Below are 23,743 nucleotides of genomic sequence, written 5' to 3'. Positions count from 1 at the left end.
CCACATGATATCGCATCCAAAAGCACTGCTGATCACATCAGCACTGGCGCTTTCTATCAGCAGCATTGCGCAAGCTGGCGTTTCTTCTCAAGAAGCGGCACGTCTCGGCCAAGATTTAACACCCATAGGTGCAGAAAAAGCAGGTAATGCTGCTGGCACTATCCCGGCCTGGACAGGCGGACTAAGCACTTCGACTGACCGCTACACCAACCCATACGCTGATGAGAAACCGTTATTTACCATCACAGCAAGCAACGCAAACAAGTATAAAGACTCACTATCACCTGGGCAGCTAGCCATGCTGGCAAAATATCCTAATACATTCAAAATGAATGTGTACCCGACTCACCGCTCAGCAGCACTACCTCAGAGCATTTATAGCAACATCACAAAAAATGCCACCGATGCCGAACTAACTCAGCAAGGTAATGGTATTTCAGGTGCTACTGAAGCGATCCCTTTTCCCATCCCTAGTAACGGTTTGGAGGTAATCTGGAACCACATGACACGCTTTCGTGGAGGTTCTTTAGAACGCACCTTCGTACAGGTTCCTGTCCAGGCAAATGGCGCGTTTACAGCTGTGAAGATCAATGAAAAAATGGCCTGGCCAACATATCTTTCAGAGCCATACGACCCTAAAAGCGATGACAACATCCTCTTTTATTTTGTGCAAAAAGTAGAAGCACCATCACGCTTAACCGGGAATGTATTATTGGTCCATGAGACTATGAACCAAATCACCCAGCCGCGCCAAGCATGGACTTATAATGCAGGACAACGGCGTGTAAGACGTGCGCCGCAAATTGCTTATGATGCACCAGGTACAGCAACGGATGGACAGCGCACCACCGATAACCTAGATATGTTTAACGGTGCACCTGACCGATATGATTGGAATCTAGTGGGTAAGCAAGAGCTGTATATTCCATACAACAGCTTCAAGCTGGCTGATAGAGGTCTGAAATATAACCAGATATTACAGGCCGGACATCTAAACTCTGAATTAACCCGTTATGAGTTACATCGAGTATGGAAAGTTGAAGCTACCTTAAAAGAAGGTGCTCGCCATGTTTACGCAAAACGCACGTTCTACATTGATGAAGATACTTGGCAAGCAGCCATTGTTGATCATTACGATGGCCGCGGTGAACTTTGGCGTGTCGGTGAAGAGCACGAATTCCAATACCGAGATGCTAACGTGCCTTGGACAGTCGCTGAAATGTTGTATGACTTACAATCTGGACGCTACCTTGCAGGAAGCTTAACTAATGAAGAAGGCATTGGTTTTGACTTCACAAAGCGCTTCAAGCACAAAGACTTTACTCCACAAGCTATACGCCGACTCGGTAAATAAGTAACACCTGAGCCCCGATAATATCGGGGCTTTTTATATCTAAATTTTTCTAATTAGTTAAAGCTCATCATGACTTTTGCAGGATAAAGTACGAATGTAGTTCTGGATATTGGTCATATTCAAAATGCCTACAAGTACATCCCAAGCTAACAAACAGTTTTAGAAAGCCATTAATACCTAGTGATGAGTAATAGACTTCTGGCCCCATGAAATCATCTTTGTGATCTCCTTTATCATCTGTACCCCCACAAGAAAATATTAATACTCCGTTTGTGTTAAGACCGGAAATAAGCTTTGTTAGTACCTTTTCTTGTTGCTCAAGCGGTATGTGCCAAATACTATCCCAAGCACTGATAAAATCATATTTGTGAGGCAACTCCCATTGACAAATATCTTCATGATAAAACGTTATTTCAGCGTGTCGTTTGCGGGCCAAATTAATCATTTCTTCAGAAACATCAACACCTTCAGGACTGAAACCCTTACCTATAAGAAGATTAATAAAACGCCCCGTACAACCACAGCCAACATCTAGCGCTTTGCCCATGTTTTTAACAAATGCAATGGCTCGTTCATGTTGTTCAATACCGTTGTTTCTATTGAAACTACTCTCTTCCCACAGGTGAGTGATTTGATTATAAGCTTTACCAATATCTGCTGGTTTCATATTTGACTCTCGAGCCTATTATTTACATCAACTCCGAAATGAGACAGACCACTACCTACCTCTAATAAATTAACTGTAACCATGAACATGAAAGCATCCTTTTCATTAAAGCTTCGGTCCAAAGTATCAGCTAGCCAATTACTCTGACAAACTTGCAGCCAGAACATCTGCCCGAATAATGCTTACCTTTCCTCGCCCAGTAGATATCCAGCCTAATGTACTCATCTCAGCTAAAACTCTGGCAACGACCTCTCTTGTTGATCCCAATCTAGCGGCAATCTCTTGCTGCGTCATCGACACAAGGTTTTCATTTGAAGCTTCATTTAACAGTAAATTTGCTAAGCGCTGCGATAAATTCCAGCCTTGGAGTTGCTCAACTTCTATCATCAATTTAAACACTGCAGTAGAAAGTGCATCAATGGTTAAATTCTGAATAGCAGCTTCTGTTTGAAATAGCTGTTTAAACAACGCGCCATGAACAATGCTGATTTCAGTATCTTCTTCAGCACTTACCCATGCAGGGTACAATAACTGGTTAAAGAGGCAATTAATCGCAAATACACAAGCTTCCCCCGGTTTAATCAGATAAAACGTAGACTCCTTGCCACTTGGTGTATAAGTAAACACTCGCAAGCAACCTTTAGTGACAACATAAGCGCCCGATACCTTATCGCCTTTACAAATAGGTGTAGTATTTTTTTTAACCTTAAGCGTATGAGAAGCTTTATCCAAACGCTCTCGGTTTGCTGGTGATATACCCAAAACATCAGATAAAAGAGGCTGCTCGCTGGGAGAGATCATGAGTTTCAAAACACCGTTCTTATTTAAAATTAAGGCCCACTAAAAATTAAATACGATAATAGACTTTATAGCTCAACCTATATTAAAACGATAGCGTGAGCTTACTCTCCACGTATTTGAGACAATTTTTTACTACTCAGTGATTCTAAGAAAGCAACTATATCACCTATTTGCGCATCACTAAGGTCTGGGTTTTCAAGCACATCTAACGTAGTTCCCGACCAAATAAAAGCACGAGAATGGGACCGCCCAAGCTGCGCCTGAGCCATAATTCTAACAACCTCACTCAGCTCTTTAATCAAGCCATTGTGCAACCAAGGACCGGTCAATGCGACATTGCGAAGTGAAGGCACCCGCCATACTGTATTTTGGTCTTTCGAGGGAGATAATCCATATTTTTTAACCAAACGACTAGAATTAGCCGGAAATATTCTAAACGCTAGTCCTGAATCAAACACACTCGCAGCGCTGAAATTGGGACCAAAATGACAGTGTACACAGCCTGTTTTTGCAAACAATGCCATACCATTGAGTTGTTGTTGGGACAAAGCCGTCTTTTTTCCTCTAACAAAATCATCATAAGGCGAGTCATTTGTTATCAATGTGCGCTCAAAACTCGCAATGGCCTGAGCTATTTTTTCTATTGTAATATCATGCTCTTCAGCAAATGCTCTCTTAAATGCCGCTAAATATTTAGGTTGCTCTTGAACCCTTAAAACAACCTGCTCAAGAGAAGCCATGCCCATCTCTACTGGATTAGTGAAAGGCTGTAATGACTGCTCCTCCAATGACTGAGCTCTACCATCCCAAAACAAACGTCGTTGAAAGGCCGTATTCCAAACGGTTGGCGAGTTCCTGCTGCCCTGCTGCTTATTGATGCCCGTTGCAACAGGCTTCCCATCCGCCCCTGCAAACTCATAAAGTTTATGGCAAGACTCACATGCTAAAGAGCGGTCAGCGGATAAATTTTTATCAAAGAACAGCATTTTTCCTAATCGAACTTTTTCAGCCGTTGTAGGGTTATCAACAGGAGCGGGAGCAACAGAAGGCAATGCAAGCCAGTGATAGTTTTTGTTTTCAACAACCTTTGGCGATAGCGTTAACTCAGGTGTATTACTGTTTGTTCTAACGGGTGCTATAGACGCTTTCAGTGAAAAAAAACCTTCAGGAACCGCATTCAGAAAAGCCGCAACCAAAACTTTAATGCCTAAAAAAAGAACCAAAAAGATTAAACAAATAGTAATAATCCACTTTTTTTCTTTCTCTGGACCTTGCTCAGGTTCTTTTAGGTTTCTTACCTGAAGGTTATTTCTCATTTTAGTAACCTTTAAGCGAGGTTAGCGAAGAACAGATCACCGGGTGTAACCGACTTTACCTCCGTAATATCGTCAAAAGGTAAACCGAGACGATTGTGAGCTCGCTCAACGGCCTCACTATTCTCTGCAAGCGTCAGACAAAATGCTCTTCCTAATTTGAATCCAGCAAAGATCTGTAGCGGTACGACCGCTTCCTCAGCACACACCTCTTTATATTTAGTATAAAAATCAGCAAACTCTTGTGTTGAAATTCCTTCTGGAAAAGTGTTGTTTTTAACATCATGAGTATCCACAAAAAGCTTCATTTTTTTCATCTGAGTTTCCCCTGTAATAATTGGTATTTGAATGCTATTACAGGCGAGCCACCCTCTCTGTAACAAATGCTACAGATAGAAAAATAACCACCTAACTTTTTATTATCAGCTAACATATTAAAGAGCTGATATAGATAATTTTGCATCAATGCAGTAATAGGAAGCTCTCACTTCTTTAGCCTAATCACAGGCTAGAGGTTCAACTAATTCAACTGAGGTTCATTTAGCTTAGATTTTAATGTTTCTGCGGAAGGAACTCGCAAACACATCACTTTAATAGGAAAAACAACATGCCTACACTCACTCTCCAGTACTTCATTCGCACACTCATCGTCACTTTTGCCCTTTTGACAGGATCTCAGGCATTTGCGGCATCAGCCTGTAAGGGACAACCAAACACAGCCTGTAATCAGAATAGTTCGTGTTACTGGGTATCTGGATATAAACGCTCTGATGGAGCTAATGTAAAAAGTCACTGCCGTGCCAAACCAAAATCTTCTTTGAAAGACTCAGCACAAAAAACGACTAAGAAAGCATCATCAAGTGTCGTTAAAAAATCTAAGTCTGATTCGGTAAAAAACAAGGCCGCTTTGCCGAGTAAGAAAGAATCTAAAAACGCAGCAAAAAAGAAGATTAAAAAGTCTGAGAAAAAAGTAGTGAAGAAGTCACCTAAGAAAGATAAGAAAAGCACGACTAAAAAAGACACTAAGAAATCATCTAGCAGCTAATAATCAGCTTCTTTTCTGTATATTCCGAGGGTCAAGCATTAACGACCCTCTTAGCTTTACACTTATCGACATTTTCTATGCATAAACGTTACAAGAAACTGTGGATAACCTCTGAGTATGTTCATCAAGGCGAGGCATTACACCTTCGCAAAAATCTGGTTATTTTTTACACAACTATTAGTTTCGTAATAAATTTGATGGCCTAACTGTTTTCCAATATTTAGCATTCCAATATGGATTATCCAACCTTGATTGGATCACACCTTTACTGGCAGAGGCATGCATAAAGTACTGATTACCTAGGTATATGCCAACATGCCTATCAAAAAGGCCCGTTTTAAATAACACTAAATCGCCGGGACGAGCTGAACTCTGTGGAATCGTCTCCCCAACAACAGCCTGCGCTCTGGTTGTACGAGGCAAATAAAGATCAAATACATCTTTATACGTCATTGCAACAAAAGCGGAACAATCAATACCCCTTCTAGAATTCCCGCCATATTTATAAGGTGTTCCATTCCACCTGGAGTAATGCGCTTGCAACTGGCTTTTAATAGGTGCATATGCTGTTTCTGCCTGCTGGTAACGTTGCCCTGCACACCCTGAAAGAATAGCGAGCACCACTAAGTAACTAAGAGCGGTGCCCTTTCTAAGTAAAGGCTGAATATTTAATTTTAAGAATTGCATCATTTATCACTAACCACTGTGTAATTAATTCAATTACTCTTAAATCTATCTAATACGATTAATATGGAAATTGGCATTCTTGAATACTTCACCCGTTCAGTATAGCTCTACATTAACAGAAGAAACGCTAGATCTCATCGCGATAGCGCTTTCTCAACATGGCTATATCATATTAGAAAATGCCTTACCCTCTAAATTAGTGAATAATTTATTAATTGCTGCTACCGAACAGGCCGCACAATTTAAGCCAGCGGGTGTGGGGCGAGATGACCAGCATCAACTAAATAACATCATAAGAACCGATAGTATTCTCTGGCTCACAACATCAAATCCTGTCGAATCTGCTTATTTGATAGAGATGGAAGCACTTCGTGAAGCCATGAATAAAAGGCTCTTCATGGGGCTCTTTGACTATGAAGCAAGTTTTGCACACTACCCCAGTGGGGCATTTTATAAAAAGCATCTCGATGCCTTTAAAGGACAAACTAATCGAGTATTAACAACTGTTTTTTACCTCAATGAAAACTGGAAAAAAGAGCAAGGTGGCGACTTAGTTATTTATGATACTAAGAATGATCTTTCACTCCAGGTTAAACCTGAAGCCGGCACGTTAGTCGTATTTTTAAGTGATGAATTCCCGCATGAAGTCAAACCAGCAAACAAAGATCGTTATAGTATCGCTGGGTGGTTCAGGGTTAATAACTCTTCGCTAAGCCGAGTTGATCCTGCACACTAAATTAACTGGCACATTTCAATTTGCAGCCTTATTATTAAGTAATAGGTTAATTACTCTTGAGGGTAGCAATATTTCGCTACTGTTCAGGTGGCACACTTACAATGACTCAATTACTGCTGAATAAAACACTGAGGAAATTAAGGCATGGCTAAACTGACTGATATCAAAGGCATTGACGAAGCTTCTGCAGAAAAACTAAAAGCAGCCGGAGCGACTACGCAGGAAAGCTTCCTGACAGCGTGCGGTGAAAAAAAAGGACGTAAAGAAGTAGCCAATACTACTGGAATCGATGAAAAAGAGATTCTTGGTTGGTTAAACCGTGCTGACTTGGCCCGTGTTAAAGGTGTAAGCACCGTATATGCTGACCTTCTAGAGCTTGCTGGTGTTGACACTGTTCCTGAGCTTGCTCAACGTAATGCTGCAAACTTGCATGCAAAAATGGAAGAGTGCAACACTGAGCAAAACTTGGCTGAAAAAATGCCAACCAACGCTCAAGTAGAAGAATGGGTTGCTCAAGCCAAAGAGCTACCACGCGCTATTCACTACTAAGCTAGTATTTAAAGACTACCCTTAAACGACAAGCAAACCTGCTTGTCGTTTTGCTTTTCCTCTCTCCTAGATAACGCATTTCTGCTAAGATGCACTCTGACTATGAATTTTCAGAGAGTAGCACACGGTGTTCACAGACTTTTCCCTTGATACTCGTTTGCTAAAAGCACTCGACGCACTATCTTTTACAAAGCCAACTGACGTCCAAAATGCGACCATGCCAGCAGCCAGCGCTGGTAAAGATGTATTGGTAACAGCTGAAACAGGTAGTGGTAAAACAGCCGCTTTTGCTTTACCCGTGTTACATGCATTACTGGACTCTCCAGCACCGCAAAGCGGTGCGCGCGTACTGATCCTTACACCTACGCGAGAACTAGCTCAGCAGCTAGCTAAACACATCAACGCTTTGGCTCAATTTACTTTTATCAAAACAGATACTGTCTGCGGTGGTGAAACATTTAAGCCTCAAGCTGCCAGACTTAGAAGAAACCCTGAAATATTAGTTGCCACACCTGGGCGTCTAATTGATCACCTCGATAAAAGAACAATCTCTCTGGATGACATCGAGCACTTGATACTTGATGAAGCCGATCGAATGTTAGATATGGGTTTTCAAGAAGATGTTGAGCGTATTTGTAACACGTGCCCTGACACTCGTCAGACAATGCTATTTTCAGCTACGTTAGCACATGCAGGTATGCGTTCAGTTATCACCGCATCCATGAAAGAGCCGGTGTCTATTAAGTTAAATAGTCACCGTGAAGCACACACCAACATTCGCCAACAAATTATTCTTGCCAACGATGTGGCTCTTAAAGATAAACAACTCGTTTGGTTGTTGAAAAACGATTCGTTTGAAAAAGCGATTGTATTTACAAATACAAAAGTTAACGCGACCCGCTTAAATGGATACCTTAGATATAACGATATCCGTGCCGGCGTGATCCATGGTGACTTAACTCAAGAACAACGTACACATGCGATGGGGTTGCTTGCCAGTGGGAAAATCAATGTATTAGTAGCAACAGATGTTGTGGCTAGGGGGATCGATGTTAAAGGGATAGATCTAGTCATCAATGTAGAGATGTCACGTAGTGGTGACGACCACACTCACCGTGTTGGCAGAACAGGACGCGCAGGCGAACAAGGCGTGGCTATTTCTTTGATAGGCCCAACTGAGTGGAACTTGATGTCTAGTATTGAGCGGTACTTAAAGACACAGTTTGAGCGACGAGTAATTAAAGGCCTAGAAGGTAGTTATGCTGGTCCTAAAAAACTAAAAGCATCAGGGAAAGCTGCTGGTAGCAAAAAGAAAAAGCTGGATAAGAAAATAACTAACGGAAAAACAAAAGCAGCGAAAAAGAAATCGACTGCTCGCACAAGCGAACCCAAAAACCGCGTTATTGTGGATGGCTTTGCGCCACTCAAACGAAAATAAGTAGCGCTAGTTTCTAATGATGCACCTATTACCCTACTAGGTAATAGGTGCATCATCTTGGCCATCCATATGCTCATGGCACAACGCAATAATATGATGCAGCGACTGTGGCTTCGACAACCAAAAACCTTGAATATAATCGCACTCGAACTGCTTCAGCACTTCTAGCTGAGCAAGTTCTTCAACACCTTCAGCAATGACGACAATACCTAACGCCCTTCCCATTTTAATAATAACTTCAACGAGTGTTTTATCCTGCTCGTCTATCAATAAATCCTGAATAAAACTCTTATCAATCTTCAAATAATCGACAGGATAGTTACGCAAATAATTAATAGCAGAATATCCCGTACCAAAATCATCAATCGCAAACTGGACACCAATGTCACGCAATGAAGTAATAACGCTCATGCGAGCAGAGTTTTGTTCCATAAACAGTGACTCAGTAATTTCAAATACAAACCGACGACTATCCACTCCATTTTCTTTGAAAATTGCCTTCCACGTGTCATACGCTTTTGTAGAATAAAACTCACTGACAGAACGATTAACAGAAATTTTAATATCAATATCAGCATCTAAAAAGGCTCGCATATCCTTGCAAGCTTGCTGTAAAACCCAATTTCCAATATTTACAATAGACCCTGTTCTCTCTGCAACAGGTATAAAAGAATCAGGCATTACTCTGCCTTTATCGGGATGGTTCCAACGAATAAGCGCTTCACATTTTTCTATTTTATTTGTACTGACATTCAATACCGGCTGGTAGTAAAGCTCAAACTCGTTAGCATTGAGCCCACGTAAAATATCAGCATGCACTAACAAATGCTGCTCTGCCTCTTCGCGCATTCCCTCATTAAAGAAAAAGTGCGCATTTCGTCCCGCACGTTTTGCCGTGTACATAGCTTGGTCAGAGTGCAGTAATAAACCCGTAACATCCTTCCCATCAATAGGGTACATCGCAATACCAATGCTCGCTGTTACCAAAAACGGCCGCCCTCCTATCATAAAGGGCTGTTGAATCTTCTTTTGTAACTTCTCAGCAAGTAAGTCAGCCTGTATCACATCTCTGACATTACGCAATACAAGTACAAATTCATCCCCACCAAGGCGAGCAATAATGTCAGAGTCACGAGCGGAATGCTGTAAACGCATAGCAAAATCAGTCAATAAATGATCACCAGCGCTATGCCCAACACTGTCATTTACTTGCTTGAAGTGGTCTATATCAATAAAAAAGACTGCAAAATCTAGTTTTTCACGACGCATCTCTTTAATCAGGCTCTCCAACCTCTGACTAAAGAAATACCGATTAGGCAAGCCAGTTAATGCATCAAAGTTAGCTCTGTAGTTTGCCGTTGTTATCGCTTGTGCTTTTTGCTGATAAATAAGCACTAACAAAAAGCCAGCCACACCCATCAAGACCGCAAGGAAGCTTGCCCCACCCCACAAAAAATACATTCTTTGCGACGGTGCAGACCAACCATTCTCTGGCAATATAGCCAGTTGCCACTCACCATGTGGCAAGGTTATATTTGTCATTACAGCATCAAGACCAAAAGCACCCTCAGAGCCAAAAAATAATTCTCCTTCCGAACCTGTGCCATCTTTTCCGCGAATGCCCAACATTAATCCGTAATAGTCTTTTCTAATATCAGCTGCATCAAGCAACTTCTGATAATCCAAAACGGCAGAGATGATTCCCCACAAGGTGGGTTCTGTATGCTTATGAAGATAAACAGGCAAGCGTGCTATTAATGCTTCTCCTCCTTGCACCAGTTCAAGAGGGCCAGATAACACCATTTTATTCAACTGGATAGCATCAAGCACAGAACGAACTTGATCTTTATTAGCGGTATAATTTAACCCAATGGCCTGCTCATTACCTTCCAGAGGATAGATAAGTTGAACGGTCAGATCAGGAGCCATCGCAACATGACGAATATGCAAATCATCAGATAAAAGCGCTTCCATTAATTGGTCAAATCTCGACTGACCCATCTCAGGGTTAATCGTGATTTCTGCTTGTAAAGCTTTCAACACGGAAAGATTCGCATTGATTTCGCCTTCCAAGCGAGCACGTATAATTCCTACTTGGCTTGCCGCCCTGAACAACGCTTCACTCTTAAGTCTTTCAGCTTCGCTCTGAATAAATAAAGAGGATACCAACAATACAATCATACTTATCGCAACAGCTGGCCACACAGGACTGCGCACTAGCAGTTGTTTAAGGAAAGCGACGAAATCCATTATTCCTAATCCCTGAAATAATACATAGATACAGTCAAATGAAAATAGCTTTTATTTTTAGGTTTCATTCTATCGTTTCTTTCTTATCAGTCTATAGGTTAGACGGTTGATTAAGTATAGACCACACCGCCCAAACATGACTAAAGTCGCATAATGAAAGCAATATAACAGCAAACTAGCTCATATCCACGACTTTACCGGGGTTCATAAGGTTATCAGGATCTAGTGCATATTTAATTGTTTTCATGATTTCAACACCTGCTGGTAGCTCTTCAGCCAGAAAATCTTTTTTTCCCTGACCAATACCATGCTCCCCAGTACAAGTACCACCAGAACTCAGGGCACGATGAATAAGCCGAGTATGAAACGCATCGATTAGCACCATTTCAGCTTCGTCTTCAGGATCAACTGCAGGTACCACGTGAAAGTTCCCATCTCCCACATGGCCGACAATAGGCATAGGCATACCCATGTTTTTAATATCGGCAATTGTTTCGAGTATGCACTGTGCCAGCTGCGAGATAGGCACACAAACATCTGTTGAAAAAATGCGGGCATTTGGGCGCATTGCTCGAGCCGCATAAGCAAAATCATGCCTTGCCTGCCATAAAGCAGTTCGCTCTTCAGTATTCGATGCCCACTTAAATTCGCTTCCCAGGTTTTCATCGGCTAATTCTTTAACAATCGATGCCTGCTCAACCACCCATGCCTGAGTACCATGAAACTCTAAAAACAGATGAGGCAGAAGTGGGTAATCAGTACCGCTGTATTGGTTAACCGCACTAATAGCCGCAGCATCCAACAACTCTATGCGAGCAATGGGCACGCCCATTTGTATTGTCTCGATTACCGTATTAATGGCGCCTTCTATCGAGCCAAAAGCACAAACAGCGGCAGAAATAGCCTCAGGAATAGCCTGTAAACGCAAGCTTATCTCACAAATAATGCCCAACGTACCTTCCGAACCAATAAACAGACGTGTTAGATCATAGCCCGCAGCGGACTTGCGGGCACGACTGCTAGTTTTTACAATCTTTCCATCAGCCATCACAACCGTTAAGGCTAAGACAGCATCTCGCATTGTTCCATAACGTACAGCATTGGTACCCGAAGCACGCGTTGCAGCCATACCTCCGATAGAAGCATCAGCACCAGGATCAATAGGAAAAAACATACCTTGATCACGCAAGTGCTCATTGAGTTGTTTGCGAGTAACACCGGCCTGTACAGTACAGTCCATATCTTCACTGATAACACTCAAGATTTTGTTCATCAAAGACATGTCGATACTTAGCCCACCATGGCCTGCATTTACCCCTCCCTCCATGGCCGTACCTGTGCCAAAAGGGAGCATCGGCATATGATGACGCATGCAAATACGAGCAATTTCAGAAACTTCAGAAGTGCTTTTAGGAAATGCCACTGCATCGGGAGAAGCTGGAAGGTGGAAAGACTCATCATGAGCATGATGCTGGCGCACACTATTGGACGTTTCTAAACGCTCTCCCAACAATGTTTGTAATTCCTGAATAGCAACCGTAAAAGCCCCTGACATCTTTTCACCTCATAATGAAACTCGTTCAAAGCAGCTTAACAGAGGTAAGATAAGAACCAAAATGACTCTTAATAGAAACAAAAACGCCCATCAAATCTGATAGGCGTTAGTCTTAGCTTTACACAAAGGCTCAGCTATTTTTAGTTAGCCATGCTTCTAGATCATCAGCACTACCGACATGCTCACCATCAATAAAGACTTGAGGCGTCGTTCCTTGGCCCGTTAAAGCATTTAGGCTGGAAAAGCTCACACCATGCTGGCCAAGCTCAATTTCTTCATACTTATAACCTTTTTCCTGCAACGCTTTTTTAGCACGTGTGCAGTGCGAACATCCAGGCTTCGTTAATAAAGTAACGCGCTTAGGTTGCTCAGCATTTGGATTAATGTAATTCAGCATAGTATCGCCGTCAGATACTTCAAACGGGTCACCTGGTAAATCTGGCTCAATGAACATTTTTTCGATTGTGCCATCTTTAACCAACATAGAATAACGCCAGCTGCGCTTACCAAAACCGATGTTACTTTTATCTACTAACATATCCATACCAGCGCTAAATTCGCCGTTTCCATCAGGAATAAAAGTAATATTTTCTGCTTTCTGGTCTTCAGCCCAGCTATTCATAACAAATGTATCATTCACTGATATACAAACAATGTCATCAATGCCGTTCGCTTTGAAAACAGGCGCTAGCTCGTTGTAGCGTGGCAGATGGGTACTTGAACATGTTGGCGTAAAAGCGCCGGGCAATGCGAAAACAATAACATTTTTACCTTTAAACAATTGCTCAGTACTGATGTTTACCCAGTCGTTGCCCACTCGAGCAGGAAAAGTAACATTAGGCACAGCCTGGCCTTCACGGTTATCCAACATCTATAATCTCCTGATTTGCTAATCGCTAATTTGTTGATATCAACTATAGCTATACTGAAGGCATTACAAAAATTAATTTTTTCAAGGCACTCGATAGCTACAGACTATAACCATATATATCATTGAGTTATCAAGAAAACTCCGTGACTCATTTAAATCCAGACTTAATTGCTTGATTACGCTGTTCTTTTCGCAGCTGAGCACGCACTAACACAGCAGCCCTTTCTTTTTCTGTAACCTTCGTCCAATCAAGAATCTCCTGCAACGAACGGCTACACCCCAAACAAATATCTTGCTCATCAAGACAGCACTGTCTTATACAGGGTGATTTCACTTTATCTACATCATTCATAAGGCCAGTATAAAGCATAAAAAAAGGTGCGTATTAGCGCACCTTTTATATAAAGAGTTTAACTCAGCACCTAGTATACACCCTACACAATAGATACTAGCTTACTTAGTAGTTTTTAGTTTCGAGCTTTCAACAAATCACGAATTTCACTCAGCAAAACTTCTTCCTTGGAAGGTTCTGGTTCTGCTTCAGGCTCTTCTGGGGCTTCCTCAACCTTCTTCATAGAATTGATTGTTTTCACAGCAACAAACACAGCACCTGCAACAATCACGAAATCAATAATCGTTTGTACAAATTTACCGTAGTTAATGGCAACAGCCGCTGTTTCACCCACCGCTTCTTGCAGAACAAATGCTAAGTCTGTGAAGTTCACACCACCCATCATTACACCAATAGGAGGCATAACAATATCACCGACAAATGATGAAACGATTTTACCGAAGGCTACGCCTACGATAATACCAACGGCCATATCCATCACATTGCCTTTAACAGCAAACTCTTTAAACTCCTTTAACATACCCACAGCATAGACCTCTTCATCATAGTTTTAGTCATACCATTGTCTTGTGTAGCGATGAATAGAGTATTAACTTACTATTTGAGGGGCTACTTACCCGAATAGCTTCACTGAGCTACTTTTTAAGGCCACCCATCATCCCTTGAATAGCAGCAGGAATGTCTGCCGGCAAAATAACTGTCTTAGCATTATCTGACTTAGCCAGTGCAGCCATTGCATCTACATATTTTTCACCCAGAATATACATTACTGGTAACTCATTACCTTGAATGGCCTCTGTCACGCGTTGAATAGCCACCTGGCTTGCTTTAGCCAATACAACTTGTGCTTCTGCATCACGTTTAGAAGCTTCCAAACGCCCTTCGGCTTCAAGGATAGCGGCTGATTTTTCACCATCTGCACGTGTGACAGTTGCACGTCGCTGGCGCTCAGCTGCTGCCTGCTCTTCCATTGCACTTTGCATTGTATCTGAAGGCGTAATGTCTTGAATTTCAACAGTCTTAAGCGTAATTCCCCAATCAGAAATATCGTCCGAAATAGCGGCTTTGAGTTTTGCTTTAATCTGGTCACGTGAAGAGAGTGCGTCATCCAACCCCATTTCACCAACAATAGAACGCAAAGATGTTTGTACTAGGTTCTGAATAGCTAAACTATAATTTTCAACACCGTACACCGCTTTTTCAGGTGCCACTATATTGATGTAAGCCACAGCATTAGCGATGATCACAGCATTATCTTTAGTGATAACTTCTTGAGAAGGGATATCCATCACGATATCTTTTGTGGTCACTTTATAAGCAACTTGGTCTATATAGGGCATAATTATATTCAAGCCAGGCCCTAACGTAGTATGAAACTTACCCAAACGCTGCACTACATGTTTACTTCCTTGCGGAACTGTTTTAACACCCATCGCTAGAGTCAGTATCACCAAAAACAGCAACACACCCGCAATCATTAATCCATCCATTCTTAAAACTCCTTCCACCATTAATAGTTAACGTTTACCGACCAGCAATGTATTACCGGATAACTCTGTTATAAATACTCGGTCTCCCAAAACAACATCTGTACTGCAAATAAACTCCCATTCATCATCACCTAATACCGGTGTAGTAAATCGCACAACACCGCGTGAATGCTCAGTAGGAACTTTTATAACCTGACCAACTTCACCTGCGACTGCTTCACGTGCAATGCCAGCTTTAGTACGGTCAGTCATTTTAGGCCTCAACAACTTAAACCATAACAATGCAAATACAGAAGATGCCACGGCCCAACTAAATAATTGCCAACTAACGGCAATATCTGGATTCACGCCTAACAGCCCTGCGACTACTATACCGCCCAGACCAAACCAGAAAATTGTAAAGCTCGGAATAAACATTTCCGCCGCCATTAACAACATCCCAAACACCAACCAATGCCAGTAAAGTAGAGTCACCTCCATTGCGCAAAAACTCCTATTTTTTCTAATATAAGTAAGCAAATAAAATGCCTAGAAACACCATATCTCTTATTCAGCGTACCACTAATACTAGACTATAGTGGATGTTCATAAGTTCCTAGCGAAGTATTCGTTTTATCTTCGCTAATGTAAGCGGGCTCGTATCCTGTTTCGCCCGCTTAAAGAAAGACCATAGCAACTGCCTGTCGCTATGGCTTAGCTACCCCCCACTATCTTGCAGTAAGCAACATTGGCCAGCGTGCTCAGCACAACCGGTTTGTTCAATAGACGTATTCTGGACCTGTTTTTTATCAGATGATGCAGCGATTTCTTCTTTTCGCAAAGCAACAATAGTATTGCCTTTGCGACATACACCTACATCAATCAGTAAGCGCTCGTCTAAGTGCTCCATCGATTGATAGGTATATTGTGCATCTAAACGCTTTTGCAGAGTTTTGTATCCGTCTACCAATAAGCTTAATAATGTCATGATTTATCTCCTCAGTTAAAAACTGCCAGAGATATCTTCGAGGGGAGGTAGTAGGGGAATCACTATCGGCCGCGAAGATATCCGCGGCCAAAAAATTTAGAACAGAGCCAACGGACAAGCGAAAATTCGCTTCCAATGAATATTGGAGACGGGAATTCGTACGACCGGGCACATCTTGATTAGGTTCATCAGATCCTGTTCTGTCAGAATAAAAAATTACTACTTGATCACATTTTAACCACCAAAAGGTGGCCGTCTATTAAAGCAGCCTTGCAAATGATGTCAACCCTTATCAACTGATGTCGCTCAATTTAAGCATTTCCTGTAAACTCGGCGCTCATCATTAGCTTCTTATCTTGCGTTTCTACCCGGACGACTCATGCCCGCTTTCTCTGAATTAAATCTTTGCCCTGAATTACTTTTCACGCTGGATGAACTAGGACACCACACTCCTACTCCCATTCAAGCACAAGCCATTCCTGCAATCCTTCAAGGGCATGATGTAATGGCTGAAGCTCAAACAGGGACAGGTAAAACGGCCAGCTTTGCTGTCCCCATGATCGAAAAATTCGGTAGCGCACCACAAGGGACCGAATACCACCACATCAAGGGATTAATCCTCACGCCTACCCGTGAACTTGCCATGCAAGTCGGTGACCATACACTGGCATACGGGCGTGCACTGGGGGTTCGCGTTATCTCCATCTATGGCGGTGTGCGTTTTGATAATCAGATTCGCAAGATGAAACGCGGCACAGATATTTTGGTAGCAACACCTGGTCGATTATTGGATATGCTAGAGCAAAAGAAGTTTTCACTCGAACAACTCGAAGTGCTTGTTCTGGACGAAGCGGATCGCATGCTTGATTTAGGGTTTATCCATGATATTCAGAAACTCCTCAAGTTCATTCCAAAAAATAAACAAACACTGCTATTTTCTGCCACTTTTAACAGCAATATAGAAGCACTGGCAGAATCATTACTGCGTGAGCCAAAACGCATCAGTGTTTCCACAAGGAACTCAACCACCAGCCAAGTTAAACAAGTGGCTTATGCAGTGGACAACCAAGATAAATCTGAGATCTTGAGTTACTTAATTAAGGGAGGTAAATGGACGCAAACCTTGGTTTTCACGCGTACTAAAAAACGTGCAGACCTAGTCACTGAGTTCCTACAAGCTGAAGAGGTCAGCTCCTTAGCCATTCATGGCGATAAATTACAGCGCGAGCGTACGCATGCACTAAAAGCCTTTGCTACGGGCGAGATACGCGTACTGGTCGCAACCGACGTTGCGGCACGTGGTATTGATATTGAATCACTCCCTCGTGTTGTAAACTATGACTTGCCTAATCAACCAGAAGCTTATGTTCACCGTATCGGCCGTACTGGGCGTGCTGGCCTTTCGGGGCAAGCGATCTCTTTAGTTGCACCAGACGAAAGATGCTACCTCGCTGAAATAGAGACGTTAATTAATAAAAGAATACCGCTACAACCCGTCCCTTTTATCGAAAACGGCAAGATAATTGAAGGCAAACCACTGCAACCGAAGTCTTCAAAAAATAAAGGACAGCAAAAAAGAAATAGTAAACCTAAGCATCAATATCAGGCTCCCGAGGCTGAAAAACCAACAACACCCGCGTTACGACGCTCACTTTTTAAAAAGTAACCACTCACTCAATATCAATTTAGGGATAGATCGTTAATGGGACTGTGGATTCCTTTTACTATTTTCGCTGCTTTTATGCAGTCCTGGCGTAATGCTTTTCAAAACAAGCTCAGTAAAGAGGTCAGCACTGCGGGAGTCACGCTGGCGCGTTTTCTATATGCCAGCCCATTAGCTGCACTGTATCTCTGGACACTTTACCAAATAGAGTCTGCTGCCCTTCCAACATTCAGTACTAATTTTTTGATCACTGTGGTGTTGGCATCTGTTTCGCAAATTATTGCGACGGCGCTGATGGTAAAACTATTTCGCCTCAGAAATTATGCCATTGGTGTTGGCTTAGCAAAAAGTGAAGCAGTGATCGCCGCCACACTAGGCGCTTTATTCTTTGCAGCCCCCTTGTCTTGGCTTGCATGGAGTGGCGTCATCATTGGCGCGATAGCCATTTGGTTAATGAGCAATACGGGGTCATTAAAAGAACTCTCCTTAAAAACGGTCTCATTAGGGCTAGGCAGCGGATTGGCCTTTGCTTTAACCACGTTATGGGTCAGGGAAGCCAGCTTGATGCTAGGTTTACCGTTCCCCTACAGCGCCGCTTGGGTTTTGCTCTGCGTCATATCAACACAAACCGCAATCCTCATCGTATGGTTACTACTGAAAGAACCAAGCACACTCAATGCTTTATGGCGGCGCCCTAAGCTCACACTAACCATCAGCTTTTTCAGCTGCCTAGGCTCACTCGGTTGGTTTACCGCCATGAGTTTAGAAACAGTTGCATTGGTTAAAACCCTCGGCCAAATTGAAGTCTTATTTACCCTCTTCATTTCGGCCCGCTGGTTTAAAGAAAAACTTAGCCAAAGGGATCTATTAGGATTAGCGTTAATTGTCTTAGGTGCAGCTTGTGTGATTCTTGCTTAGGCTTGAGGACTTTTACGTTTCACATACAGTACTTTTTTAACTCTACTCACAACATTTCCATCTAGATCACAGATAGCTATATCAAACTTGGGGCGATACGCTGCCCCACCTGCTGCTTTGCTTTTAATGCCCTCCAACTGCGCATCCGATAAACTTAAGTGAGCTTCGACTGTACCCCTAGCAGGTTTAACATACTCAATTTCTGCTGCCTGATCCCACACGATATATTCTTTACCCAAGCGGTTCATCAGCATAAGCATCATTTGAGGGTCGACCATGGCATATAAGCTTCCACCAAAATGAGTGCCCATAATATTACGGTTATACCAACGTAATTTCATACGTACATGCATCTCGCGCCACTCAGGGTCAATGTGCATAATACGAATGCCAGCACCTAGGTAAGGGCCATAAATATTCAGTGCAAATTTCAACGCACGTGGTGACCACTTCATGTACTACTTCCCTATTTACTTACCTTAAGATTTATCAGCAGGTATTAGAACAACCTTGCCTGATGGCCGCTCACGCATTCTAGCAACATATGCCAATAATGATGAGTCACTAGCAAACAGTGAATTAGCATGAGGCAAAGACGCCAGATAATCTAACATAGGCGTTAGCAACGCATCTGCAATGCTGTATTGCGTTCCACAAATAAATGCCTGATCAGCTAATTGCTTTTCTAATTGCACTAGCATACTCATCACACTTGGTTGAGCGTCGGCGACCTTATCCAAACGAATAGAGCCGTTATCTCCCTTAGGAAAAGCAAATTCAAGTAAATACTGTCGAACTAACGCTTGATCCACATACCATGAAATAGCTTGCGACCATTGATCCACTAATGCTCGCTGATAAGTATCTGTTGGTTGAAGCACAGGTCCATCAAAGGCCACATCAATGTACCGGCAGATAGGTGCCGTTTCAAAAATCTGATTTTCACCATGCACTAACACGGGAATTTTACCAAAAGGATGCAGTGCCAGATGGCTGCTCTCTTTAAACTGAATATCATTGCCATCAATCTGCATACCTATTTGGTAAGTGATGCCTTTTTCTTCGCAACAAAGCATAACGGTGCGAACCATCGTACTGTACTGCGGACCCAGAATTTGTACTTGAGTGCTCATTTCATATCCTCGTTAATAATTGATATGCCATCAATGTAAAACTATTCACAATATGTTCAAGAACATATTTTATTAATCATGCATACTGTTTAAAAAACAAGAGGCGACAAACCATGGCCTGGAATAATGAACATAAGCAGAAAACCCGAGAAAAAATTCTCACCAGTGCCGCCAAGTTATTCGCACAAAATGGCTTTGATCATATCGGCATTAATGACGTCATGAAGGATGCAGGGCTAACACGTGGAGCTTTCTATGCGCATTTCAGCTCTAAAGCTGAACTCTATGCCGAATCTATTATCACAGCGGCTATGACTACAGGCCGAAAAACTGACCCACTCAATCCTGATGCACCCTCGTTCGATGGACTGCTCAAAACCTATCTGAGCATGGAACACAGACAAGGGGATCTTTTTCGCTGCCCTTTAGCATTTTTGACAACCGATATAACCCAGCGGGATGATCAAGTGCGTGATGCTTATACTCGAGTCTTTAAAGGCTTCGTTAACAACCTAGACAAGCACTCGGTACAGCAAAACGGAACTACAGACACAACACGCAGCATGCAGCAGGCCGTCATGATGATTGGTGGCTTAGCCATTGCCCGAGCAATCAATGATGATGAATTAGCAAAAGAGCTGCTGTCATCTTGCCATGCAGCATTGGCAACACCCACTCTTTAGAAAAGTTATGAACACATGCATACCCAACAGCCTATTTGCTGCGTAGCAACACATTACTGATAGACATATTAGTCTTGCAACATAAGCACAATCACCTATACTCTAAACAATAAATGCTGCGCTGCAATATATGTTTTTTTGCAGACAAATAACGAATCAATCAATATAGATTGATAAGGAATTATTCTATGCTGTATCACCTACATCACACACTAAACCAGTCTGTTCAGCCGCTACACCTTTTAGCACAAGCGTGGAAAAAGCAGCTCAAGTTATCTTGGATGCAGCCTTTTTTAGAAGGTTCAATGACACGCACGATGCTAGCACAGCTGGAATTGGTCATTCGATGCACCGACAACTATGAAAAGCCTGAGTTTGGTTTAACACAGACAACCATCAACGGAGAGAAGGTCCGCATCAGAGAAGAAGTGCCCCATGCGCTTCCTTTTTGCGACCTCTTACATTTTCGCCGTACCGGCAAATACAACCACCCTAAAGTATTACTCGTAGCGCCTATGTCTGGCCATTACGCAACCTTGTTGCGTGGCACTGTTGAGCATTTCATTCCCGACCACGAAGTTTATATTACGGATTGGCAAAATGCGCGAGATGTACCTTTTAATGAAGGTAGTTTTACCTTTGATGATTATGTCCGCTACTTAATCGAATTCCTTGAGTTTTTAGGCCCAGATACTCACGTGATTGCTGTTTGCCAACCGAGCGTACCGACTATCGTTGCTGCAACTATTATGGCAGAGCGCAATAACCCGAATATTCCTTGCTCGCTAACACTAATGGGCGGCCCTATCGATACACGTGTAAACCCAACCGAAGTTAATGATTACGCATCAGGTAAAGATTTCGAATGGTTTGAAAATAACGTTATCAATACAGTCCCTGCTGATTTCGCAGGTGCAGGTCAAAAGGTTTACCCTGGCTTTATCCAGCTTTCAGGCTTTATGAGCATGAACTGGAATAGCCATATCAAAAAGCACTTTAAGTTTTTTGATGATCTGGTTAAAGGTGATGGCGATAGTGCTGAAGCACATCGTGATTTCTATAACGAATACTTAGCTGTTATGGACTTACCCGCTGATTTCTACCTAGAAACCATTCAAAAAGTATTCCTTGAGCACCGCTTACCACGTGGTGAAATGCTTTTTGAAGGCAACCTAATTGATACTTTGGCCGTTAACAAAACAGCTTTGTTAACTGTGGAAGGCGAAAACGACGACATCACCGGAAAAGGCCAAACAAAGGCCGCTCATGACATATTGAGTAACATACCAGATAGCATGCGAGAGCATTACGTACAGCCGGAAGTTGGCCATTACGGTATATTTAACGGTCGTCGCTTCCGTGAAGAGGTTGGCCCTAAAATTAAGGCATTTATTCAGGCACAAGCACAGACTCAAAAACAACCTGAAGCAGAGCCAAAAGCTCAACCCAAGGCACAGGCTCCAGAGTCACCTAAAGCACAGCCAAAAGCTCAACCTAAGGCACAGGCTCCAGAGTCACCTAAAGCGCAGCCAAAAGCTCAACCTAAGGCTCAGGCCCCAGAGTCATCTAAAGCACAGCCAAAAGCTCAACTTAATGCGCAATCTAAAGTTCCGGCTCAAGCAAAAGCCAAACCGCAGCTAAATAAAGTGTCTAACGCAGTGCTTGAAGCGATAAAGAATAAGCAATAAGTTAGTTAGCCAGACCAAAAAAACCGATCGTTATGATCGGTTTTTTTTCGACTGACACGACTTATCTCAAATAAAGAACGCTTGATATTGTTTAGGGGTTATTGCCATTCGCTGTTTAAAATGTCGCTGAAAGTGGCTTTGATCAGCAAACCCCAGGACACCCGAAATTTCAACCAAACTATGCCCTTCTTGTAGCAACAGCTTAGCCTTTTTTATACGCGCATCTAACTGAAAAGCATGCGGCGCCTGACCATACACCTGTTTAAAACTACGAATTAAGTGAAAACGACTAATACCCGCTTGCTCTGAGAATTCATCCAGCGTCAGGTTTTCACCTAGTTGATCTTGAATAAGCTCCTGCACCCGCCTCACAGAAACACTGTCTGACTTAACACTACTAGACTGCTTCACTGCCAAACTAGCACCAAGGTATTCTAATAACAAAGACTCAGCCTGCAGCTGGTTGTCACTGGATAACAAACAATTAAAAAGCTGATCAAAAGCAGCAAAACAATGTGCATTGCTATTATATGGCGTTCGAAAAGGAAGGTAGTCTGCCTCTTGGTCGCACTCCAAGTCTTGCTGTAAGCGCTTAACCCATAGCGGATCAACAAATAACATGCGATACGACCACCCCCCTTCCAACGCATTACAAGAGTGCGCATCTGAAGGGTTAATCGTTACTGTGTCACCTGTGCCGATGCAGTACTTACTCTTTTGGTTATGGTAGGTTGCGACTCCTCGATCAATCACGCCAAAAGAATATTCGTCGTGGGAATGCGTGGCATAACACGCTGTTGAAGACTGAGCACGACGCAATTCAATTCCGGGAAGCAGTCTGCTTTTTTCAAAAAGCACAGTACTATCTACACTCTCGCTTTGGCTCCTGTATTGCGCCGTTTTTTGATCCACTAAAGCCACCTTCTCAACTCTGTAAAAACATCGTCACCACAGTACTGCTCAACAGTACTCCCATTAACCGATTAAACATAACCTGATGCCTATCATCAGATAAATATTTCCCTATAAAGTGCCCCAAAACCGCCCAAGTTCCAACACCAAGCAAACACATTGCAAACGACACCAAGCAAAAAACCAGTAAATAGAAAAAAGCAGGATGCTGTGCTGATACGAACAAGCTGACACCCGACATGGATACTAACCAAGCCTTAGGATTTAACCCCTGCGCTAATACTCCTTCAATAAAGCGTGGCGGGATTGTTTGGCTCGCTACGTCAATATCGACAGGACTCGCCATCGCAATTTTAAACGACATATATAAAAGAAATGCCCCTCCTATGTACTGCAAAATATCCGTTATTTGCGGGAATCTCAGCAATACTTCATTCAAGCCAACACCGACAAGAAACACAATCAACGCATAAGCTAGCGTCGCACCGAGCACATGCGGTAGCGCCTTAACAAAGCCAAAATTAGCACCCGCGCCGGTGGCTATAATATTCACAGGGCCTGGAGATATAGCACCTACCAGAGCAAAAACGATCATAGACAATACAACAGCTGCCATTACTACACTCTCTTTCGTCAATCCAAAAGCAAAGACTAGCCATTATCACAACATA

Annotated in this window: 26 protein-coding genes; 9 read left to right on the top strand and 17 right to left on the bottom strand. The window is 42.6% G+C overall.

The genetic code is table 11. The features are described from left to right. Positions 1 to 4 precede the first annotated feature (4 nt). Positions 5 to 1,354, top strand: coding sequence for a DUF1329 domain-containing protein (locus G511_RS0111110; protein ID WP_028469675.1), 1,350 nt, complete (start codon positions 5 to 7; stop codon positions 1,352 to 1,354). Between the two features lie 67 nt (positions 1,355 to 1,421). On the opposite strand, the gene G511_RS0111105 is transcribed toward G511_RS0111110, so the two are convergent. From G511_RS0111105 to G511_RS0111085, 4 genes are all read right to left on the bottom strand, one after another. After that, positions 1,422 to 2,021, bottom strand: coding sequence for a class I SAM-dependent DNA methyltransferase (locus G511_RS0111105; RefSeq protein WP_028469674.1), 600 nt, complete (start codon positions 2,019 to 2,021; stop codon positions 1,422 to 1,424). Positions 2,022 to 2,159: 138 nt separating this feature from the next. Next, positions 2,160 to 2,822 carry a Crp/Fnr family transcriptional regulator gene (locus G511_RS0111095; protein ID WP_051221914.1) on the bottom strand — a complete coding sequence of 221 codons (663 nt, stop codon included), beginning with the start codon at positions 2,820 to 2,822 and terminating at the stop codon, positions 2,160 to 2,162. A 101-nt stretch (positions 2,823 to 2,923) separates the two neighbouring features. Next, positions 2,924 to 4,138 carry a cytochrome-c peroxidase gene (locus G511_RS22660; protein WP_051221912.1) on the bottom strand — a complete coding sequence of 405 codons (1,215 nt, stop codon included), beginning with the start codon at positions 4,136 to 4,138 and terminating at the stop codon, positions 2,924 to 2,926. An 11-nt stretch (positions 4,139 to 4,149) separates the two neighbouring features. Then, entirely contained in the window at positions 4,150 to 4,452 is a 303-nt protein-coding gene (locus G511_RS0111085) for a nickel-binding protein (RefSeq protein WP_028469672.1), read from the bottom strand. A 290-nt stretch (positions 4,453 to 4,742) separates the two neighbouring features. On the opposite strand from G511_RS0111085, the gene G511_RS23865 reads away from it, so the two are divergent. Next, complete coding sequence (locus tag G511_RS23865) at positions 4,743 to 5,180, top strand: hypothetical protein (protein WP_051221910.1); 438 nt, start codon at positions 4,743 to 4,745, stop codon at positions 5,178 to 5,180. A gap of 177 nt (positions 5,181 to 5,357) precedes the next feature. Here the strand turns inward: G511_RS23865 and G511_RS0111075 are convergent, their stop codons facing one another. Then, positions 5,358 to 5,870, bottom strand: a complete 513-nt coding sequence (locus G511_RS0111075; protein WP_156905200.1) for an NlpC/P60 family protein — start codon at positions 5,868 to 5,870, stop codon at positions 5,358 to 5,360. Positions 5,871 to 5,946: 76 nt separating this feature from the next. Between G511_RS0111075 and G511_RS0111070 the strand changes: the two genes are divergently transcribed. The 3 genes from G511_RS0111070 to G511_RS0111060 all read left to right on the top strand — a co-directional run bounded on the left by G511_RS0111070 (position 5,947) and on the right by G511_RS0111060 (position 8,590). Beyond that, the gene (locus G511_RS0111070; protein WP_028469670.1) at positions 5,947 to 6,603 is read left to right on the top strand and encodes a 2OG-Fe(II) oxygenase; all 657 of its coding nucleotides are present in this window, start codon (positions 5,947 to 5,949) and stop codon (positions 6,601 to 6,603) included. A gap of 144 nt (positions 6,604 to 6,747) precedes the next feature. Further along, positions 6,748 to 7,152, top strand: a complete 405-nt coding sequence (locus G511_RS0111065) for a DUF4332 domain-containing protein (protein ID WP_028469669.1) — start codon at positions 6,748 to 6,750, stop codon at positions 7,150 to 7,152. 127 nt (positions 7,153 to 7,279) lie between these two features. Further along, positions 7,280 to 8,590 carry a DEAD/DEAH box helicase gene (locus tag G511_RS0111060; RefSeq protein WP_028469668.1) on the top strand — a complete coding sequence of 437 codons (1,311 nt, stop codon included), beginning with the start codon at positions 7,280 to 7,282 and terminating at the stop codon, positions 8,588 to 8,590. 36 nt (positions 8,591 to 8,626) lie between these two features. On the opposite strand, the gene G511_RS22650 is transcribed toward G511_RS0111060, so the two are convergent. The 8 genes from G511_RS22650 to G511_RS0111020 form a co-directional block, all read right to left on the bottom strand. Then, a complete protein-coding gene (locus G511_RS22650) occupies positions 8,627 to 10,840 on the bottom strand; it encodes a putative bifunctional diguanylate cyclase/phosphodiesterase (protein ID WP_051221908.1) in 2,214 nt (737 codons plus the stop codon). A gap of 175 nt (positions 10,841 to 11,015) precedes the next feature. Continuing rightward, positions 11,016 to 12,395 (bottom strand): FAD-binding oxidoreductase, encoded by a 1,380-nt coding sequence (locus G511_RS0111050; RefSeq protein ID WP_028469667.1) that lies wholly within the window; start codon positions 12,393 to 12,395, stop codon positions 11,016 to 11,018. Positions 12,396 to 12,525: 130 nt separating this feature from the next. After that, complete coding sequence (locus tag G511_RS0111045; RefSeq protein ID WP_028469666.1) at positions 12,526 to 13,266, bottom strand: glutathione peroxidase; 741 nt, start codon at positions 13,264 to 13,266, stop codon at positions 12,526 to 12,528. Between the two features lie 148 nt (positions 13,267 to 13,414). Further along, complete coding sequence (locus G511_RS0111040; protein WP_245573956.1) at positions 13,415 to 13,600, bottom strand: DUF1289 domain-containing protein; 186 nt, start codon at positions 13,598 to 13,600, stop codon at positions 13,415 to 13,417. Positions 13,601 to 13,733: 133 nt separating this feature from the next. Then, on the bottom strand, positions 13,734 to 14,138 hold the full coding sequence (mscL, locus tag G511_RS0111035; protein WP_211224899.1) for a large-conductance mechanosensitive channel protein MscL: 405 nt from the start codon (positions 14,136 to 14,138) through the stop codon (positions 13,734 to 13,736). 115 nt (positions 14,139 to 14,253) lie between these two features. Continuing rightward, positions 14,254 to 15,108 carry an SPFH domain-containing protein gene (locus tag G511_RS0111030; protein ID WP_028469663.1) on the bottom strand — a complete coding sequence of 285 codons (855 nt, stop codon included), beginning with the start codon at positions 15,106 to 15,108 and terminating at the stop codon, positions 14,254 to 14,256. 27 nt (positions 15,109 to 15,135) lie between these two features. Beyond that, complete coding sequence (locus G511_RS0111025) at positions 15,136 to 15,588, bottom strand: NfeD family protein (RefSeq protein ID WP_028469662.1); 453 nt, start codon at positions 15,586 to 15,588, stop codon at positions 15,136 to 15,138. A 217-nt stretch (positions 15,589 to 15,805) separates the two neighbouring features. Then, entirely contained in the window at positions 15,806 to 16,075 is a 270-nt protein-coding gene (locus tag G511_RS0111020; RefSeq protein ID WP_028469661.1) for a hypothetical protein, read from the bottom strand. Between the two features lie 379 nt (positions 16,076 to 16,454). On the opposite strand from G511_RS0111020, the gene G511_RS0111015 reads away from it, so the two are divergent. Both G511_RS0111015 and G511_RS0111010 read left to right on the top strand, forming a co-directional pair. Then, positions 16,455 to 17,741, top strand: coding sequence for a DEAD/DEAH box helicase (locus G511_RS0111015; RefSeq protein WP_028469660.1), 1,287 nt, complete (start codon positions 16,455 to 16,457; stop codon positions 17,739 to 17,741). Between the two features lie 36 nt (positions 17,742 to 17,777). Continuing rightward, entirely contained in the window at positions 17,778 to 18,656 is an 879-nt protein-coding gene (locus G511_RS0111010) for a DMT family transporter (protein ID WP_028469659.1), read from the top strand. On the opposite strand, the gene G511_RS0111005 is transcribed toward G511_RS0111010, so the two are convergent. Together G511_RS0111005 and G511_RS0111000 are read right to left on the bottom strand one after the other, a co-directional pair. Next, entirely contained in the window at positions 18,653 to 19,111 is a 459-nt protein-coding gene (locus G511_RS0111005; RefSeq protein ID WP_028469658.1) for a DUF4442 domain-containing protein, read from the bottom strand. The two genes, G511_RS0111010 and G511_RS0111005, sit on opposite strands and share 4 nt — an antisense overlap. 24 nt (positions 19,112 to 19,135) lie before the next feature. After that, positions 19,136 to 19,789, bottom strand: a complete 654-nt coding sequence (locus G511_RS0111000; RefSeq protein ID WP_028469657.1) for a glutathione S-transferase family protein — start codon at positions 19,787 to 19,789, stop codon at positions 19,136 to 19,138. Between the two features lie 113 nt (positions 19,790 to 19,902). Here G511_RS0111000 and G511_RS0110995 point away from each other — a divergent pair, with 113 nt between their 5' ends. Both G511_RS0110995 and G511_RS22645 read left to right on the top strand, forming a co-directional pair. Further along, on the top strand, positions 19,903 to 20,472 hold the full coding sequence (locus tag G511_RS0110995) for a TetR/AcrR family transcriptional regulator (RefSeq protein ID WP_028469656.1): 570 nt from the start codon (positions 19,903 to 19,905) through the stop codon (positions 20,470 to 20,472). A gap of 188 nt (positions 20,473 to 20,660) precedes the next feature. Next, positions 20,661 to 22,160, top strand: coding sequence for a polyhydroxyalkanoate depolymerase (locus tag G511_RS22645; RefSeq protein ID WP_084629084.1), 1,500 nt, complete (start codon positions 20,661 to 20,663; stop codon positions 22,158 to 22,160). A gap of 66 nt (positions 22,161 to 22,226) precedes the next feature. Here G511_RS22645 and G511_RS0110985 read toward each other — a convergent pair whose 3' ends face one another. Continuing rightward, entirely contained in the window at positions 22,227 to 23,072 is an 846-nt protein-coding gene (locus G511_RS0110985) for an AraC family transcriptional regulator (protein WP_084629083.1), read from the bottom strand. A 13-nt stretch (positions 23,073 to 23,085) separates the two neighbouring features. Then, the gene (locus G511_RS0110980) at positions 23,086 to 23,688 is read right to left on the bottom strand and encodes a LysE family translocator (RefSeq protein WP_028469654.1); all 603 of its coding nucleotides are present in this window, start codon (positions 23,686 to 23,688) and stop codon (positions 23,086 to 23,088) included. Positions 23,689 to 23,743 lie beyond the last annotated feature (55 nt).

Source organism: Neptunomonas japonica DSM 18939 (assembly GCF_000422765.1).
GTDB classification, from domain to species: domain Bacteria; phylum Pseudomonadota; class Gammaproteobacteria; order Pseudomonadales; family Balneatricaceae; genus Neptunomonas; species Neptunomonas japonica.
Note: the sequence above shows the minus strand (reverse complement) of the source record. Positions and strands in the feature narration are given on the sequence as shown.